Origin of the sequence: Sphingomonas sp. YR710 (assembly GCF_900101455.1) — a bacterium.
Taxonomy (GTDB): Bacteria; Pseudomonadota; Alphaproteobacteria; order Sphingomonadales; family Sphingomonadaceae; genus Rhizorhabdus.
Map to the genome: position 1 here is coordinate 24731 of NZ_FMZJ01000005.1, position 16612 is coordinate 41342.

13 protein-coding genes are annotated in these 16612 nt (G+C 61.7%); 6 read left to right on the forward strand and 7 right to left on the reverse strand.

Annotation, left to right across the window (positions count from 1 at the left end; all coding sequences use genetic code 11):
- Window positions 1–1620, reverse strand: a complete 1620-nt coding sequence (locus BLS13_RS07460; RefSeq protein ID WP_093451071.1) for an ATP-binding protein — start codon at window positions 1618–1620, stop codon at window positions 1–3.
- A gap of 228 nt (window positions 1621–1848) precedes the next feature.
- Between BLS13_RS07460 and BLS13_RS07465 the strand changes: the two genes are divergently transcribed.
- Complete coding sequence (locus BLS13_RS07465; protein WP_371128194.1) at window positions 1849–2859, forward strand: bile acid:sodium symporter family protein; 1011 nt, start codon at window positions 1849–1851, stop codon at window positions 2857–2859.
- 115 nt (window positions 2860–2974) lie between these two features.
- Window positions 2975–4777 (forward strand): bifunctional diguanylate cyclase/phosphodiesterase, encoded by a 1803-nt coding sequence (locus BLS13_RS07470; RefSeq protein WP_093451073.1) that lies wholly within the window; start codon window positions 2975–2977, stop codon window positions 4775–4777.
- Window positions 4778–4794: 17 nt separating this feature from the next.
- Here BLS13_RS07470 and BLS13_RS07475 read toward each other — a convergent pair whose 3' ends face one another.
- Genes BLS13_RS07475 through BLS13_RS07485 form a run of 3 tightly spaced genes read right to left on the reverse strand, consistent with a single transcriptional unit; the run spans window position 4795 to window position 7572 of the window.
- Window positions 4795–5820: a phytanoyl-CoA dioxygenase family protein gene (locus BLS13_RS07475; RefSeq protein ID WP_093451074.1), complete on the reverse strand. Its 1026-nt coding sequence runs from the start codon at window positions 5818–5820 to the stop codon at window positions 4795–4797.
- Window positions 5821–5827: 7 nt separating this feature from the next.
- Entirely contained in the window at window positions 5828–6655 is an 828-nt protein-coding gene (gene kdsB, locus BLS13_RS07480) for a 3-deoxy-manno-octulosonate cytidylyltransferase (RefSeq protein ID WP_093451076.1), read from the reverse strand.
- An 11-nt stretch (window positions 6656–6666) separates the two neighbouring features.
- Window positions 6667–7572: a KpsF/GutQ family sugar-phosphate isomerase gene (locus BLS13_RS07485; RefSeq protein WP_371128190.1), complete on the reverse strand. Its 906-nt coding sequence runs from the start codon at window positions 7570–7572 to the stop codon at window positions 6667–6669.
- A 477-nt stretch (window positions 7573–8049) separates the two neighbouring features.
- Here BLS13_RS07485 and BLS13_RS07490 point away from each other — a divergent pair, with 477 nt between their 5' ends.
- Window positions 8050–8907, forward strand: coding sequence for a metallophosphoesterase family protein (locus tag BLS13_RS07490; protein WP_256325754.1), 858 nt, complete (start codon window positions 8050–8052; stop codon window positions 8905–8907).
- 177 nt (window positions 8908–9084) lie between these two features.
- Window positions 9085–11616 carry an EAL domain-containing protein gene (locus BLS13_RS07495; protein WP_256325755.1) on the forward strand — a complete coding sequence of 844 codons (2532 nt, stop codon included), beginning with the start codon at window positions 9085–9087 and terminating at the stop codon, window positions 11614–11616.
- Here the strand turns inward: BLS13_RS07495 and purL are convergent.
- The 3 genes from purL to BLS13_RS07510 form a co-directional block, all read right to left on the reverse strand.
- Window positions 11613–13775: a phosphoribosylformylglycinamidine synthase subunit PurL gene (gene purL, locus BLS13_RS07500; protein ID WP_093451078.1), complete on the reverse strand. Its 2163-nt coding sequence runs from the start codon at window positions 13773–13775 to the stop codon at window positions 11613–11615. The two genes, BLS13_RS07495 and purL, sit on opposite strands and share 4 nt — an antisense overlap.
- Window positions 13776–14004: 229 nt before the next feature.
- Window positions 14005–14391, reverse strand: a complete 387-nt coding sequence (locus BLS13_RS07505) for a hypothetical protein (protein ID WP_093451079.1) — start codon at window positions 14389–14391, stop codon at window positions 14005–14007.
- 97 nt (window positions 14392–14488) lie between these two features.
- Entirely contained in the window at window positions 14489–14986 is a 498-nt protein-coding gene (locus BLS13_RS07510; protein ID WP_093451080.1) for a DNA-deoxyinosine glycosylase, read from the reverse strand.
- 112 nt (window positions 14987–15098) lie between these two features.
- On the opposite strand from BLS13_RS07510, the gene BLS13_RS07515 reads away from it, so the two are divergent.
- Window positions 15099–16097, forward strand: a complete 999-nt coding sequence (locus BLS13_RS07515) for a cysteine synthase A (RefSeq protein WP_093451356.1) — start codon at window positions 15099–15101, stop codon at window positions 16095–16097.
- 150 nt (window positions 16098–16247) lie between these two features.
- Entirely contained in the window at window positions 16248–16478 is a 231-nt protein-coding gene (locus BLS13_RS07520) for a hypothetical protein (protein ID WP_093451082.1), read from the forward strand.
- Window positions 16479–16612: the final 134 nt, after the last annotated feature.

Sequence of the window (16612 nt, forward strand, 5' to 3'; positions counted from 1 at the left end):
TCAAGCGTCTTTGCGTTCGACGGCGCGCGCCAGCGCGCGCGCAAAGTCGCTCGCCGTGAAGGGTTTGCGCAGGACGATCGCGGCACTGCCCATCACTTCGGTGATGGCGGCCGATTGCGAAAAGCCGGTGGCAAACACCACCTGAATTTCCGGCTGACGGGCTAACGCTATCCGCGCGACATCGGCGCCATTCATCCCCGGCATGGCAAAATCGATGACCATCACCGGGGGCCGGTGCTGTTCGATGAGCTGGAGCGCGTGCTGGCCGTCGCTGGCCTGCAGCGCCGAACATCCGAAATCGCTGACGATCGTGGCAATGACATCGCGAACATCGGCTTCGTCGTCGACCACGAGCAGCGTCAATCCCTTGAGCTTTTCGATGTCGAGCGGGTCGACGGTGTCGTCGGCATCATTCGGCGGCTGCGGAGCCCCGGCCCGCCGCAGATAGATCGTCACCGTCGTGCCGGATCCCAGCGTGGAGTCGAGCATGACGGTGCCGCCGCTTTGGCGGGTCATTCCGAAGACCATGCTGAGCCCCAGTCCCGATCCCGCCCCAACCGGCTTCGTCGTAAAGAAGGGTTCGAACACGCGCTGCGCGATTTCGGGGGACATGCCGATGCCGTTGTCCGCGACGGAGATCGCAAGATATTCGCCATCTTCCACGCCATCCTGGCCGGCAAGAAGGCGATTGCTCACGCTTATCATGAGCTTCCCGCCATTTGGCATCGCGTCGCGGGCGTTCAGTGTCAGATTGAGCAGGGCAAGCTCAAGTTGCACGCGATCGGCCAGTACCGTGTAGGGTTCCCCTTCGCACGTGATGGACAGCGAGATCGAAGGATCGATCGACCGCGCGAGCAGATCACGCATTTCCTCGATCAGCGGCGGTACATCGATCGCTCGTAATTCCAGCCGCTGCAGTCGAGAAAAGGCCAGGAGTTGGTTCGTAAGCCGTTTCCCGCGCCGGACCGCTCCAATCGCGTTGGATGTCAGGCGCAACAGTCTCGGATCGTCGTCGATCCGGCTCGACATGAGATCGAGACTGCCGCTGATGATTTGCAGCAGATTGTTGAAATCATGGGCAATCCCCCCGGTGAGTTGGCCGATCGCTTCCATCTTGCGCGACTGGAGCAGAGCAGCCTCGGCCTTTTCACGTTCGCTGATTTCAGCGTGCAGTGCTGCCACCGCCGCGTCGCGCTCGACGATGCGACTGCTCAGCGCGTCATTCGCTTCCCGCAGCCGGGACGGCGAGGGTAGAGCTATGGCTTTTGGCAGCAACGGCCATAGCAGCACGGCTGTCAGCAATGACGCGGCTGCGGTGATGAGTTTTACGAACGCCTCGACCCCATAATTGCCATGCCACAGGTTCCAGATCGACAATATATGTGTCGTGCCGCAGGCGAGGATGAATAGCGCGAACATCCAGAAAACGCCGCCAAAGGCGATATCGCGACGTTTGCGGACGAATGCGACGAGCGCGAGGGGAATCGAAAAATAGGAGGCCGCAATGATTGTGTCCGAGACGGCGTGGATCCAGATCAGCCATGGTTGCCAAAGCAAGCAATAGCCATGCGGCGCATAGCTGGCCGTGAGCAGGGCGCGGATCGTGTTCGCTACCGCCATCTCTTCCCCCCAATGGCACGGCAATATGTTGGTGAAGCTAGATCATCTTGAGCATTCCGGCCAAGCCTATTCATTGCGAGCACATACCGAATCCGCCAATGTACTATGCCAGGACCGGGTTGACGCGAAACGGTGCCGCACCGATGATCGATCGGTGTACGGGGCCTCGCGGGTGTGGCCAAGGGCACGTCGGCCGATGTCTGATGTAGCGAAGGAAGCAGAGTGGCGATTATCAAGCGGGCCCTTGCCGGGATCGATCCGTTTCTGCTCCTGCTCATCGCCACGGTCGCCATGGCATCGCTGTTTCCGGCACATGGGGTCGGCACGATTTGGTTCGGCTATGCCACCAATGCGGCGATCGTGCTGTTGTTCTTCCTGCATGGTGCGAAACTGTCGCGGCAGGCCGTTCTGGCCGGGGCCGGAAATTGGCGGCTGCATCTGCTCGTACTATGTTCGTCTTTCGTTATCTTTCCAGCCCTGGGCCTGCTGTTCAGCGCCTTGGGAGGCCGCTTTGTCGCGCCGGAAATTATCGCGGGTCTATTGTTTCTGTCGCTCCTGCCCTCGACGGTTCAGTCGTCGATTGCCTTCACGGCGCTGGCGCGGGGCAATGTCCCTGCTGCTGTGTGCAGCGCGTCGCTGTCCAATCTGCTTGGAATCGTGATTACGCCGGTGATGGTAGGGCTGTTCATGCATGTCAGCGCGGCCACCGACGGAATCTCGCTGGATGCCATCAAAGGCATCATGTCGCAGTTGCTGCTGCCATTCGTGGCGGGCCATTTGCTGCGTCCGTTGATCGGTGGATTCGTCGATCGGAACAAGCGTATCCTGATGCCGGTCGATCGCAGTTCGATCCTTCTGGTCGTCTATACAGCATTCAGTGCTGCCGTGATCGGTGGAATTTGGCAACGCACGTCCATCTGGGATCTGCTGGCAATTCTGGTGATGAGTGCGCTGATGCTCGCGTTGGTGATGGGCGCTAACCTGTTTGTCGCACGGCGGATGGGTCTCGGCCGCGAGGACGAGATCGTGCTGCTGTTCTGCGGATCGAAAAAAAGCCTGGTGTCCGGCGTACCGATGGCCGGAGCCCTGTTTCATGCGGCGGCCGGCCCGCTGATCCTGCCGCTGATGATTTTTCACCAGCTGCAACTCTTTGTCTGTGCGGTGATCGCGGCGCGCTATCGCGGCATGGCGGACGATGCGCCGATCATTCGGGCGCCTGCGGTCGACGACGCCATCTGACGCTGGCGGGAAAACTCTCACCATATCGGATGCAATAACGGGGTTGTGATATAGGTAGCGCTTTGACTCGGCTTCACGAACGCGCGATGGTTCACCAGGGAGACGGTGGACCGGGATGCTGCAGCTCCAAAATGTCATTCTTGAAATGGTCGCACGCGGAGACGCGCTCAAGCCGACGATCGATCGGTTGTGCGCGGCGATCGACGCCTCGGTCGATAACGCCTTCTGTTCTGTGGTCATCGTTGATCGCGATGGTCTGCTCCACCCGTTGGCAGGGCCCGGTGTTCCACCCCAACTTGCCGCGCTGATCGAGGGCAAGGTGATCGGGCCGAATGTCGGCTCGTGCGGATCGGCGATCTATTTTAAGAAGCCCGTCGCTGTTACGGATATTGCGCATGATCAGCGCTGGGACATTTATCGCGATCCGGTGCTCGCTGCCGGCATGGTTGCATGCTGGTCGAGCCCGATCCTTGCCGGGGACGGAAGGGCGCTCGGCGCGTTCGCTTTTTATTATACCGATCATCGCGGACCCACTGAAAACGAAAAGAAACTGGTCGCGGCGTCGGTTCACCTGTGCGCGATTGCGCTCGAACGTCACGAGCGGGCGCTGGAACGTGAGCGCGCTCGGCATACGGACGATCTTACGGGGCTGGGCAACCGCGCGGGTTTCGACGCCATGCTGTCGCACATGTCCTGTTCCCGCGCCGGGGAATGGGCTCTGCTGATCATCGACCTCGATAATCTCAAGACCATCAACGATACTTTTGGGCATCATGCAGGCGACTGTCTGCTGCAGGTGACCGCCGAACGCCTGGCGGACGTCGCTGCGGGCGATGCCGTGTTCCGGCTCGGCGGCGATGAATTTGCGATACTCGTCCAGTCGCCAAATGCGCTCGAGGACCTAGGCGCCGCATCCGCACGCATTCTCGAGAAATTGGGTGAGGCGGCCGATTGCGGCGGCTATCAGATTTACCCCAAGGCTTCGATCGGCGGCGCGGAGGTTATCGAGGGCGACAGCAGCGCCACCGTGCGCCAGAATGCCGACCTCGCGCTTTACCATGCCAAGGAGACCGGCCCCGGCGGTTTCGTTCGCTATCGGCCCGAATTGGGAACGACGATCACGCGCCGGTTGAGCGCGATCCGTGAGCTCGAACTGGCGCTCGTCGAGGACCGCATCGACGCCCATTTTCAGCCGGTCATATCGCTCGAGGGCAATCGTGTTTGGGGTTTCGAAGCTCTGTGCAGGCTCACGAAACCCGATTCGACGATCCTGACGGCCAGCGCCTTCCATGAGGCGACGGCTGATGCCAGCGTTGCCGTGTCCCTCACCCGCCGAATGTTGGGCCTCGTTGCTAGGGATATGGCTCGATGGCGCCGGATGGGCCTCGAAGTCCCTTATGTTTCCGTCAACGTCACGTCTGCCGATTTTCATCGCGGGATGCTGGAGGATGAGGTTTGCGCCTTGTTCTCCGACGTGCAGGCTCCACTGGAGAAGCTTGTGCTCGAAGTGACCGAATCGGTGCATATGGGGCGGCGCGATCATATCGTGGCCCGCACGATTGCCTCGCTCAGAGCGCGCGGTCTTCGCATTGCGCTGGATGATTTCGGTACCGGTTTCGCCTCGCTCACCCATCTGCTCGCGGTGCCTGTCGATGTCATCAAGATCGACCGCGCATTCGTCGAGCGCCTTTCGCCAGATGGTCCCGGGTTGGCGATCATTGAGGGGCTGGTGGGCATCTCCGCGAAACTGGGCATTACCGTGGTTGTCGAAGGCGTCGAGTCCGATGAGCAGGCCGATTTGTTGCGCCGCATCGGTTGCCGGTTTGGGCAGGGATATTTTTTCTCGCCGGCGGTAGATCGCGATATTGCCACCGAGTGGATCCGCAGCGGCGTCCGGTTGCCGTCGTCCCTGCTCTAGCCCAACCCGAAAGAGCTCTAATCTGCGCCGGGTCGTTTGCGGCCCGCCTTTGCCCAGGGCTGGCCGATCAGCGGGCGATAGATGTCGTGCGTCAACCAATGCAATGGCACCCGCCATTCGGCGATACCGGGCAAGCTCCAGGGATCGAGGCCGGTGAACGGCAGAAATGGATTGCGCCGGCTATAGGCCCACAATTCGATCCGGGTACTCGGACGCGACGATGGTCCGCGCGCGTGAAACCCGAATGTGTCGGCGATGATCAATGTGTTGGCGGGCACAGCAAAGGCGGTGGGGGCGGGCAGGTTCAGCGAAGCCAGTTCCTCTTGGGCGATCCTGAATGATCCGCGCGCCGATAATCGGTCTCCACGCGTCAGGACGTCAAGGCTGCGCCTGTGTTCCCATGCCAACCGTTCGGTTGTCAGCTGATGCGACCCGGGGACATAAGTGAGCGGTCCTTCCGTGCTGCCGACATCCTCGAGGAACAGCCACGCTTTCATGGTGGAATGAAACGTATCCGCGTGCAGATTGACTTGCGGATCGGGTGGCGCGTCATGGCGATGGCTGAGGATCGCCTGAATATAGAGCAGCGGCTCTATATCGAAACTGGCCGCGTAGCGCGTCATCCCGCGCCAGCGCGGATCGTCGGTCAGTGCTCGCACCGCGGGAATCGACCGAATAGCCGGCGGATCGATCGCATAGCGTTGCGTGATTGTATCCCCCTGCACCATTTCGCGCGCCGGTCCCGCATAAGACCGAATCTGCTCGCGGAGCCGGGAAAAGGCATCCGCGGGCAGGAAATTTTCCCGGCAGATGAAACCATCGCGATCGAACTCCAATCGATCGCGATCCGATATATGTCGAGCCAGGCGTCGGCGTCGCTCCTGCGCCATTCGACTTGCCTGCGCCACCCGCCATCGATGCAGCCCCGCGCGGTTGAGTCGATCCGATCCGATCAGCGGATTATCGAGGAAGGATTTGGCGCCAGTCAGAAGTTGCGCTGCCCACCATGGTGTCAGCAGCGCGCGAAGCAAAGCGGAAGCCATATGGCCCTTATGCTATAGCGCGCGCGGCGAGGATAGCCTCGATTGGGGCGACGTCGCTGGGATTGTTCAACTCGATGGCATCCCACGCAATCGGATCGAACGGAACCACGCCGACGGGGATTCCTCCGTCGATGAAGCGCAACTGCTCGAGTCCCTCGAGCAGTTCCAGTTCGGACGGCTCCATTGCCACATAGCGCTCCAGCGCAGCCGGGCGATAGGCATAGACGCCCAGATGCAGATGGATCGGGGGGAATGGCAGTGTCGCGGCGGCCGGCGGCAGGTGCGGAATCACGCGCTTCGAAAAATAAAGCGCGTGACCGTTGCGGCCGAAGACCACCGTTGTCCCGCCCACCCGGCCCTCGGCCTGATCCTGAATGAGGTGCCGATAAGTGCTGCCCGAACATCGCACGGCCGGCGTCATCATCATAATGTCGGGCGCGGCGGCCAGTGCGTCGACCAGCGCTGTGACCACGAAGTTCGGTGTCAACGGTGCGTCGCCCTGCAGATTAACGATAATCTGGGGCAATCGGCCCATCTGCCGCACGGCGTCTGCGCACCGTTCGGTGCCGTTCGCACAATCGGCGGAAGTCATGATTACCCGGCCGCCAAAACCCCGCACGACGGCCGCTACGCGATCGTCATCGGTCGCAATCCAGACATTGTCGGCGTCGATTATGCTCGTTGCGCATTCCCAGCTTCGCTGAATCAGCGGCTTCGCGATGCCCGTTGCACCGCGAAGTATCGCCAGCGGTTTGCCGGGATAGCGACTGGAATCATAGCGTGCAGGTATGATGATGGCTACGTCTGGCCGCACAGCCACGTCGCTGTCTGGCATGGGAAGGCGCTTTAGCTCAGGCCGTGCCGAACGAAATCGTGGATATGCACGATCCCTGCCGGGCGGTCGCGATCGTCGGCGTTCATGACGAAAACCGTCGTGATCTTGGCGTCGTTCATGATCAACAACGCGTCTTCGGCCAGCATATCGGAAGGAACTGTTTTGGGATGCGGAGTCATCACGTCTGCGGCATTGCGATCAAGCAGATCCCCGATATGGCGGCGCAAATCGCCGTCGGTGATCACTCCGACCAGGCGGCCGCTCCAATCGGTGACACCGGCCACGCCAAAACCCATCGACGTCATCGTCATGATCACGTCGCGCATTGGCGCCCTGCTCTCGACCAGCGGTATCCGACTCCCGATATGCATCATCTCGGCGACCGTCTTCAAACGCAGGCCTATAGAGCCGCCCGGATGCAACTGCTTGATGCTCTCGCGCGAGATCCCACGCAGATCCATGAGCGCCATGGCCAGCGCGTCACCGAGCGCCAGCATCATCACGGTCGACGTGGTTGGCGCGATATTGGCAGAACAGGCCTCGCGAATCGCCGGCAGTGCAAGCGCCACGTCGGCATCGATCATCATCGGCGAGTCGATCCGCGACGCGACTCCGATCGTACGTATGCCCAGGTTACGGCTATGTTGCATGACGACGTGCAACTCGGCCGTCATCCCGGAATTGGACAGGACCAGCAGCGTATCGCCGCGCTGGATCATGCCAAGGTCCCCATGCGACGCTTCGGCCGGATGGAGGAAGATTGCAGGTGTACCGGTTGCGGACAACGTGGCTGCGATTTTCCGCGCAATATGGCCGGATTTACCCATGCCGGTGACGACAACCCGGCCGATCGTGGCCGCCAGCAGGCGGGTGGCGATCGCAAAATTTTCATCCAGGGCCGCACCGAGTTCTGCCAAGGCATGGCTCTCAGCCGCAATGACATCCCGGCCTCGTGCAAGAATGCTCTGATCCGCCAAACGTGTCTTCCGAAGGAGATCATTTGCGATCACGTTCGATAACTCCATGGATTCAAGCCATTCTTGTTACTTTTTGAGGATAAGCCCACTTCCGCTAACCTTAGGCTCGGACACGCGAGTTGCAAGTGATTGTTGCGTCGCGGCATTGTTTCGTGTCGGAAATGGATCAATTTCTCATCTCGCATCGAGTTGCCGCGTCGCGAACAATAGACGTGCGCGCTTCAAACCACCGACTGCGCCACAGGTTGCATGTCCTGTATTGGCGCGCACAGTCATTTCAAGATTGGCGACTTTGTGTTGCAGCTTTGCAACAGCAAGGAGCAGGCTCGGCGGCGGTCGGATTGCTATTGGGTGCGGTCGAGCCCATATTTTGAAGGCGATGAAGCGCCATGGTTCCGGCATTTGGAGTTTTACGATTTGACAGGTCGGGATACCGAAAGTGGCGGCATCGGCCGGATCGGCGACAAGAGTTGGTTGCAGCGGATGAACACGCTCACGGCGCGCCGGGTCGATACGCCGCGGCCGCAAATTCCGGTCGGCCAGCGCGTCTATGCGGTGGGCGACATCCACGGCCGGCTTGATCTGATGCTGCCGCTGCTGGCGCACATCCGCGCGGATTCGGCTTCGCGCCGGCCGCTGGATACGCATGTCGTGATGCTGGGCGATCTGGTCGATCGCGGCCCCTATTCGGCCGAAACCGTCGAGTTCATGCTGAGCATGCGCCCGGCATTTGCAACCTTCCATTGCCTGATGGGCAATCATGAGGAGGCGATGATCCGGGCGATGGATGCTGCGGCCGACCGATCCGAAAATCAGTGGCTCAAATTTGGGGGCTACGAAACGCTGGCGAGCTACGGTGTCCCCGTCGCCATGCTGGGGGAGGAACTGCCACCGGCGGAGGTGATAAGGAACTATATTCCGGAGCGACACCGGTTGTTTCTCGAGCAGCTGCCGGACAGCCTGAGATTCGGTGATTATCTGTTCGTGCATGCGGGTGTGCGGCCGGGTCTGCCGCTCAACGTGCAGGATCCTTCGGACATGCGATGGATTCGCGATGAATTTCTCGATTATCGAGGGGATCTGGGCGCATTTGTCGTGCACGGGCACACAATAACCAACGAGCCATCGGTTCAGATCAATCGCCTGGGTATCGATACCGGCGCATATCGCAGCGGCACGTTAACAGCGCTGGGTCTCGAGGGCGATCAGCGCTGGTTTATCAACGCGACGGTTGTCGACGGTGAAGTTCAAACGAAATTAAGCAGCATCGGTTAGATTCCCCGCTCTGATCCAGGGAGGGAGATTCGCCCCATGCGGCGGGTGCGCGGACAAGCAGCCACCAATGCTGACGAAAGGGGCGCCGAAACCCCCGGATTTGCTGCGCGGTTTTTGCGCGGGCTGTTGCCGGAAGGGTCTTCGCACGATCACCGATCGATAGTCGGGCGCGTTCGTATGACGTCCGGCATGTTGCCGATGTTGATGTTGGCCGAGATTATCTCCGGCGCAGGGCTGTTCGTCGCGCGTGGCCCCGGCGGCTGGCGCGCGCACGCGCCGAATCTGTTCCTCGCCCCGCTTGTGGTGATGATTCTGTCAGGCGGCGCCGTTCTCGCCATGACACGAGTACGACTGTATCGTAGCGCGAGCCCGGGTCAGCGACATTTTGCGATAGCGGCCTATGCCTTGCTGCAAGGCCTCTGCTGGGCGGCCTGGTTCGCCGATTTCGATCAAATGGCTGCGGCTGGGCCCATTGACTGGGTGGTTTATTGCAGCCTGGTCGTCATCGGGACGGTGATCTTCACGCCTATTCCCATGGCGGTCGCATTATTATGGCTGGCGACACTGGTGTCCGTGCTGCTCCACGTGCAGTCGATGTTGGCCGGCGGCTTGTTGACTGCTCTGATGGTGGTGGGCATTCTGGCGCTTGGCGGCATTTCGGAGCGATCCTATCGCGCCTCGCGGCGCTGGTTCGACAGCGCGACAGGGGCACTCAAAGCGGCTACGCTGTTGCGCGAATTCGAAGAAAATCGCCGGGGCTGGTTCTGGGAAACCGATGCGCGCGGCAATCTGACCTATATTTCGGCGCAACTCGCCGCCGCGATCAGCTTGCCGGTCGAACGATTGCTGGGCAAGCCGATGACGAATCTCGTTCTGCATGAACGGGATGCCGGTGACGTAACCGCGCAGGGCGAGCGGACGCTGGGCTTTCATCTATCGACCCGGCTGGCCTTTTCCGAAATCGCGGTGCGCGGAGCCGGCATGGGCGATGGATGGTGGTGGGCCCTTTCAGGGCGCCCGGCGTTCGATGAGGATGGCGTCTTTCTCGGTTTTCGCGGTAGCGGGACCGACTTGACCGAAATGCGCCGATCCGAGGCTGAAGTAAAACGTCTCGCCAGCTATGATGCGCTGACCGGTTTGCCCAATCGTATCCTGATGCGTCGCACGCTGGACGAATCGTTGCGCGATGTGGCCGGCCGCCCGAAACGCACGGCCTTGTTCATGCTCGACCTTGATCGCTTCAAGATGGTCAATGACACGCTTGGTCATCCGGTGGGTGATGCGTTGCTGCGCCTGGTTGCCGAGCGGCTGACGCGTGTCGTTCAGGCGGACGGCCAAGTGGGAAGGCTCGGGGGGGATGAGTTCAACGTTGTGCTGCCCGGCATCGTCGATCGGGCGCGGCTCGCTTTTCTGGCCGATGCGATCATCCAGCAGGTTTCCAAGCCGTACATCATCGAAGGCGCGCATGTTTCGATCGGGGCGTCGGTCGGCATCGCGATCGCGCCGGATGACGGCGCGAGCGCCGATGCGCTGGTGCGCAATGCCGATCTCGCGCTCTACGCGGCGAAGGGCGACGGCAAGGGTGTCCATCGCTTCTACGAGCCGGCGATGCATGCGAGCGCCAAGGATCGCCGGCTGCTCGAAATGGATCTGCGCAAGGCGATGGCCGAACGCGGGCTGCACCTGATGTATCAGCCGGTCGTCGACGCCTGCAGCGAGGCTGTAGTGGGGTTCGAGGCGCTCGCTCGCTGGGACCACCCGACCCGCGGGATGGTTTCACCGACCGATTTCATCCCGATCGCGGAGGAGATCGGGCTGATCCAGCAGATTGGCGAATGGGTGTTGAGGACGGCGTGCCTGGAGGCAAGCAATTGGCCGGAAAATGTGCGTGTGGCGGTCAACATTTCGCCGATACAGTTTGCCAATCCCGCCTTGCCCGGCACCGTGTTGAGCGCGCTTGCCGCGGCGCAAATAGCCCCGGATCGGCTCGAGCTCGAAATTACCGAGGGCGTTTTCCTCAACGATGACGAGGCGACCGATTCGATGTTCGCCCGGCTCAAGGCGATCGGCGTGCGGTTCGCGCTTGACGATTTCGGAACCGGCTATTCGTCGCTGGGCTACCTCAAAAAGGCACCGTTCAACAAGATCAAGATCGACCAGAGCTTCGTGCGGGGGGCCGCCGTTCCGGGCAATCGCAATGCGGCGATCATTCGTGCGATTGTCGCCCTCGCGGAAAGTCTCGAGATGGAGACCACCGCCGAGGGCGCCGAGACACCCGACGAACTTGCCCTGATCCGTTCGCTGGGCTGCTCTCATATTCAAGGCTATATCTTCGGGCGGCCGATGTCGAAGGATGACGCGCGTACCCGCGTGGCGGGGACGGGCAAATTATCGATGCCGGAATTGCTTGTGACTCGCGAGCCTCGCGTGGCCATGCTGCGCTCGGTCGTGCTGCACAGTCTTCAGGAAACGGTTTCGGCGCGGATCCGCAATCTGTCGCGTACGGGTGCGATGATCGAATGTGGCTCGACGTTTGCGCCGGGCACCGACCTTGAGCTTGAGCTTGCCGATGGCATGCGCATTGCTGGCGTCGTGCGCTGGGCCGATCAGGACCGGTTAGGCGTGGCATTCAGCGAAGCGGTGGAAATCGAGGAGCTCATGGCGCCCCGGGCATCGCGTAGCGGCACGCGGCAGCAAGCCGCTTCCTAATCCATCAACGCCGGGAAGAAGCCCTCATGCGCCGCGCGCAATGCGGCGAGGTCGATCCCCGCGACGGTCGAGCCGCCGGTCGTGCCGAACCGCGCGGCCTGGACACCGGCGAGCAGAGCCGCTGCAAGGACGGCATCGGGGTTGGGCGCCGTCACGACATAACGGGCTTGATCTTCGCCAAAAGCAGCCATGTGGGATGGTTTGCCGATATCAGCACCGATATTGCCGGCCAGCGCCATTTCGGCGACCGCCACCAGCATGCCGCCGTCAGACACATCGTGGACCGCAGTCAAACTGCCCGACAGGATCTGCTCGCGCACGAAATCGCCATTACGTCGTTCCGCCGCCAGGTCGACTGGCGGCGGCGGGCCGTCTTCACGGTCTGCGATATAACGCAACCAGAGCGATTGGCCGAGATGACCCAGGCTGTCACCGATGATCAGGATCGCTTCACCCTCGGCTTTGAAGGCGATTGTCGCCATCGTATCGATATCGGCAATCAGGCCGATGCCGCCGATGGCCGGGGTGGGCAGGATCGCGCTGCCCGATCCATCCTCATTCTTGGTTTCGTTGTACAGGCTGACATTGCCCGACACGATCGGGAAATCGAGCGCGCGGCAGGCCTCCGCCATTCCCTCGATCGCGCCCACGAACTGGCCCATGATCTCGGGCCGCTGCGGGTTGCCGAAATTCATGCAATCGGTGGTCGCGAGCGGCGTGGCGCCCACGGCGGTGATGTTGCGCCAGCATTCGGCGATCGCCTGGCGGCCACCTTGCACGGGATCGGCGAACACGTAACGCGGCGTGCAATCGGTGCTGATCGCCAGGCCCTTTTTCGATCCGTGAATCCGCACCACGGCGGCATCGCCGCCCGGTCGCTGCACCGTATCCGCACCGACCATATGGTCATATTGTTCCCATATCCACCGCCGGCTGGCGAGATCGGGGCTCGCCATCAGCGCCAGCAGATTGTCACCGATCGAGCCCTTGGCCGGGATGTCGCCAAGCGGTCCGCGCGCCGGGGTCGGCACCCAGGGGCGATCATAGGATGGCGCGTCGTCGGCGAGCGGCCCGAGCGGAATGTCGCAGACGACCTCGCCGTTGAAGCGCAGCACCATGCGGCCGGTGTCGGTGACCACGCCGATTACCGCGAAATCGAGTTCCCACTTGCGGAAAATCGCCTCGGCTTCGGCCTCGCGGCCGGGCTTGAGGACCATCAGCATGCGTTCCTGCGATTCGGACAGCATCATTTCATAAGGCGTCATGCCGGTTTCACGGCACGGCACGGCGTTCATGTCGAGTTCGATGCCGACGCCGCCCTTCGACGCCATTTCGACCGACGATGAGGTCAGGCCGGCCGCCCCCATATCCTGGATCGCAACGATCGCATCGGACGACATCAGTTCGAGGCAGGCTTCGATCAGCAATTTTTCGGTAAACGGATCGCCGACCTGCACCGTCGGGCGCTTCTCCTCGGAATCCTCGGAGAAATCAGCCGATGCCATGGTCGCGCCGTGGATGCCGTCGCGGCCGGTCTTGGAGCCGACATAGACGATCGAATTGCCCGTGCCGGATGCCGCCGAATAGAAAATCTTGTTGGTTTCGGCGACGCCGACCGTCATCGCATTTACGAGGATATTCCCGTCATAGGCCTTGTGGAAATTGACCTCGCCGCCGACCGTGGGCACGCCGACGCAATTGCCGTAACCGCCGATGCCGTGGACGACACCCGCGATCAGGTGGCGCATCTTCGGATGATCGGGGCGGCCGAAACGCAGCGCATTCATGTTGGCGATCGGCCGTGCGCCCATCGTGAACACGTCGCGCAAGATGCCGCCAACGCCGGTTGCCGCGCCCTGGTAGGGCTCGATGTATGACGGGTGGTTGTGGCTCTCCATCTTGAAGATGGCGGCCTGGCCGTCGCCGATATCGACCACGCCGGCATTTTCGCCGGGGCCGCAAATCACCTGCGGGCCGGTGGTCGGCAACTTCTTCAGGTGGATACGCGAGGATTTGTACGAGCAATGCTCGGACCACATGACCGAGAAGATACCGAGTTCGGTAAGGTTCGGCTCGCGGCCGAGCGCATGGAGGACGCGCTCATATTCTTCCGGGGAAAAGCCATGTTCGGCGACGACGGCGGGCGTGATCTGAGTCATGCGGTGGCCCGATAGCGATTTGGACGGCGCTCGCCTATCCCCATTCCGATCGTAAGGCCAATCCGCCTGCATCGTCGCACCCGGCGTGCGTGCTCATGTTGCAGTGAACAATGCATATTTGCATTGCGATCTGGCTTTTGAGAGGCGGCGAGTCGCCCGGCCCCGCTCCGCCGGCATGAAAATGGCCGGCGGAGCGAAGCTCGCGCCGGCCGAATTGAAGAGACGAAGATCAGGCTTTGCAGCTCTGCGATGCTTTCCCCGGAGCTGCGATATCGACGGTGGGACCATCCCCGCTGACCGAATAACCGTCCGCGACATAGGGCTTGCCGGGCGCCGGAGCGGTCAACACCGTCGGCGAACCATCCTTGGCTGTCTTGTAATTGGCCGTGTTGTTGCTGAAGAAATCAATATAAACCAAGCGGTTGTCGGCGCAACGATAGGTGCGGCTCTGCGTCACCATCGGCGGCAGAGAGACCGGCGCTGCTGCGTTAAGGGCAGCTGCATCGGGATCCTTGGGGCCGTCGGCGACGATCGTCTCCGGCTTGGAATTGCAAGCTGCAAGAAAAAGGGAAGTGCCGAGAACGGCGGCGGTCAGAAGGCGGGATGTGGTTTGCATAGCGATCCATGTTTTGCGATTCTTGTGTGCACTGCGTCAAGAGCACAATCTCTTAAAGCGGCATTAGCGCAGGAATCTTGCGATTCGATTGCGAAGCTCATCGCCGGTCGAGAAAAGCCTTGAGGGGGAGCCAGCGCACGCGCTTTGCCGCGAGGCCGATCGTGAAAGCCGGGCTGCTCGATGGCAGGTCGATCAATGCCAGTTTTGTCGTGGCGGGAATTAGCCGGCGTCCTATCCGTGCGGCGGTCGCGCCGTTGAAGCCGATCGCCCGCAATTCGGGGAGATTGGCAATCAGTGCCGCCAGGTCATTGGTGCGATGGTCGCGGATCGCGGCGTCCAGGCTGCCGCTGCGCGCGGCATCGGCGACGACATCCCACAGGCCGATACCCGCGCCCAGCAGCGCCTGCAGCCGATCGTCATAAGGCAAAGCGACCAGGTCGCGTCCGGTGATGGCGCTCACCAGTTGCCAGAACTGATTTTGCGGGTGGGCATAATAGCGGGCAGCCCGTAGCGATGCCTCGCCCGGCAGGCTGCCGAGCAGCAACAGGCGGGTCCGTTCGTCGATGACAGGCGAAAAACTGGCCTTGCGAATCATCCCTCTTCCTGGCGCAGGGCTTGTCCGGGATCAAGGCGGCCAAAGGTCTGTCCGCCCTCGTGCAAGAGAAGCTTTCTTGGCAATCACCGGGCGGCTCGGCTATCGCTGGCACATGGCCTCTTCCCTTATCGCGCCGAACGCGCTTTCCCTGATCGGCAACACCCCGCTGGCCCGCCTCAACGGCCCCAGCGAAATCACGGGCTGCGAGATCCTCGCCAAGTGCGAATTCATGAATCCGGGCGGATCGGTCAAGGACCGCGCGGCCCTGGCGATCATTGCCGACGCGGAGGAACGCGGAGCGCTCGAGCCAGGCGGCATCATCGTCGAAGGTACGGCAGGCAATACCGGTATCGGGCTGGCGCTTGTCGGCAATGCCCGCGGTTATCGTACGATCATCGTGATGACCGACACCCAGAGCCGCGAGAAGCAGGATACGTTGCGTGCGCTGGGCGCCGAACTGGTGCTGGTCGCGCCGACGGCCTATTCGAACCCCGCCCATTATGTGCACACGTCGCGCCGCATTGCCGAGGAAACCCCGGGGGCCTTCTGGGCCAATCAGTTCGATAATACCGCGAACCGGCTCGCCCATATCCGCACGACGGCGCCTGAAATCTGGGCGCAGACCGGCGGCAGGGTGGACGGGTTCACCTGCGCGGCGGGCACCGGCGGCACGATCGCGGGCGTCGGGCTGGGCCTCAAGGAATTCAATGACGATATCGTCATCGGTCTCACCGATCCTTATGGTGCGGCACTCTACAATTATTATGCGCACGGCGAATTGAAGGCCGAAGGCAGCAGCGTTGCCGAAGGCATCGGCCAGAGCCGGATTACGGCCAATCTTGAAGGTGCCCCCATCGATACGCAGTTCCGCGTCTCCGACGAGGAAGGGCTTGCGCAGGCCTTTGCCTTGCTCGAGCGCGAGGGGCTGTGCGTCGGTTTATCGTCGGGGATCAATGTTGCTGGCGCGATTCGGCTCGCGCAGGAAATGGGGCCAGGCAAGACGATCGTCACGATGCTGTGCGATTCGGGGATGCGCTATCTTTCGTCGCTGTTCAATGCCGACTGGCTCGCATCGAAGGGGTTGCCGGTCCCCGCATATCTTGGGCGCTAGGTCTGCGATCGTTCCGCGCCGCCGCCTGTGGCGGCAGGCTGTCGACACGGCGGTGCCAATTCGTTAACCTGTAAGCCCAATGTTCTGTAGGGTCCGCGTACTGGCTGTTGGTCGCCATATCCGGCATGTCCATCCGATGTGGGGAAACTTGTGGGTCAACGCGTTCGAATAGGAATCACGGGGCTGGCCTGTGTCTTCGTCGTCGTGCTGCTGGCGGCGGCGATCGTCGGCTTCCGGTCGGAAGATGCTGGCAACGCCGGATCGCAGATGGTCGCAAGCGGCAATGACAATGCCGCGAGCGAGCCGAAAGATCCGCTCGCCGAACTTGGTGTGGCGCCAGGAGGCGCTACTCCCCACCCGTCCTCCACCAAGACACGCTGACGATGGGCTGCGACTCGGCACCAACGGCCGGGTCCCGGAGCGTCGCGATAGCTAGTTCCACGCCACAGGCGATCTTCCGTGGAAGGATGATGCACATCCTGTCCCGCTCATCCCCGCACGTCTGCACAATGTTT

What these genes read in the sequence shown, in the direction of transcription:
- BLS13_RS07505 (WP_093451079.1), bottom strand. Translation starts at nt 14,391, where the DNA reads ATGCAAACCACATCCCGCCTTCTGACCGCCGCCGTTCTCGGCACTTCC.
- BLS13_RS07515 (WP_093451356.1), top strand. Translation starts at nt 15,099, where the DNA reads ATGGCCTCTTCCCTTATCGCGCCGAACGCGCTTTCCCTGATCGGCAAC.
- purL (WP_093451078.1), bottom strand. Translation starts at nt 13,775, where the DNA reads ATGACTCAGATCACGCCCGCCGTCGTCGCCGAACATGGCTTTTCCCCG.
- BLS13_RS07510 (WP_093451080.1), bottom strand. Translation starts at nt 14,986, where the DNA reads ATGATTCGCAAGGCCAGTTTTTCGCCTGTCATCGACGAACGGACCCGC.
- BLS13_RS07495 (WP_256325755.1), top strand. Translation starts at nt 9,085, where the DNA reads ATGACGTCCGGCATGTTGCCGATGTTGATGTTGGCCGAGATTATCTCC.
- BLS13_RS07460 (WP_093451071.1), bottom strand. Translation starts at nt 1,620, where the DNA reads ATGGCGGTAGCGAACACGATCCGCGCCCTGCTCACGGCCAGCTATGCG.
- kdsB (WP_093451076.1), bottom strand. Translation starts at nt 6,655, where the DNA reads ATGCCAGACAGCGACGTGGCTGTGCGGCCAGACGTAGCCATCATCATA.
- BLS13_RS07470 (WP_093451073.1), top strand. Translation starts at nt 2,975, where the DNA reads ATGCTGCAGCTCCAAAATGTCATTCTTGAAATGGTCGCACGCGGAGAC.
- BLS13_RS07475 (WP_093451074.1), bottom strand. Translation starts at nt 5,820, where the DNA reads ATGGCTTCCGCTTTGCTTCGCGCGCTGCTGACACCATGGTGGGCAGCG.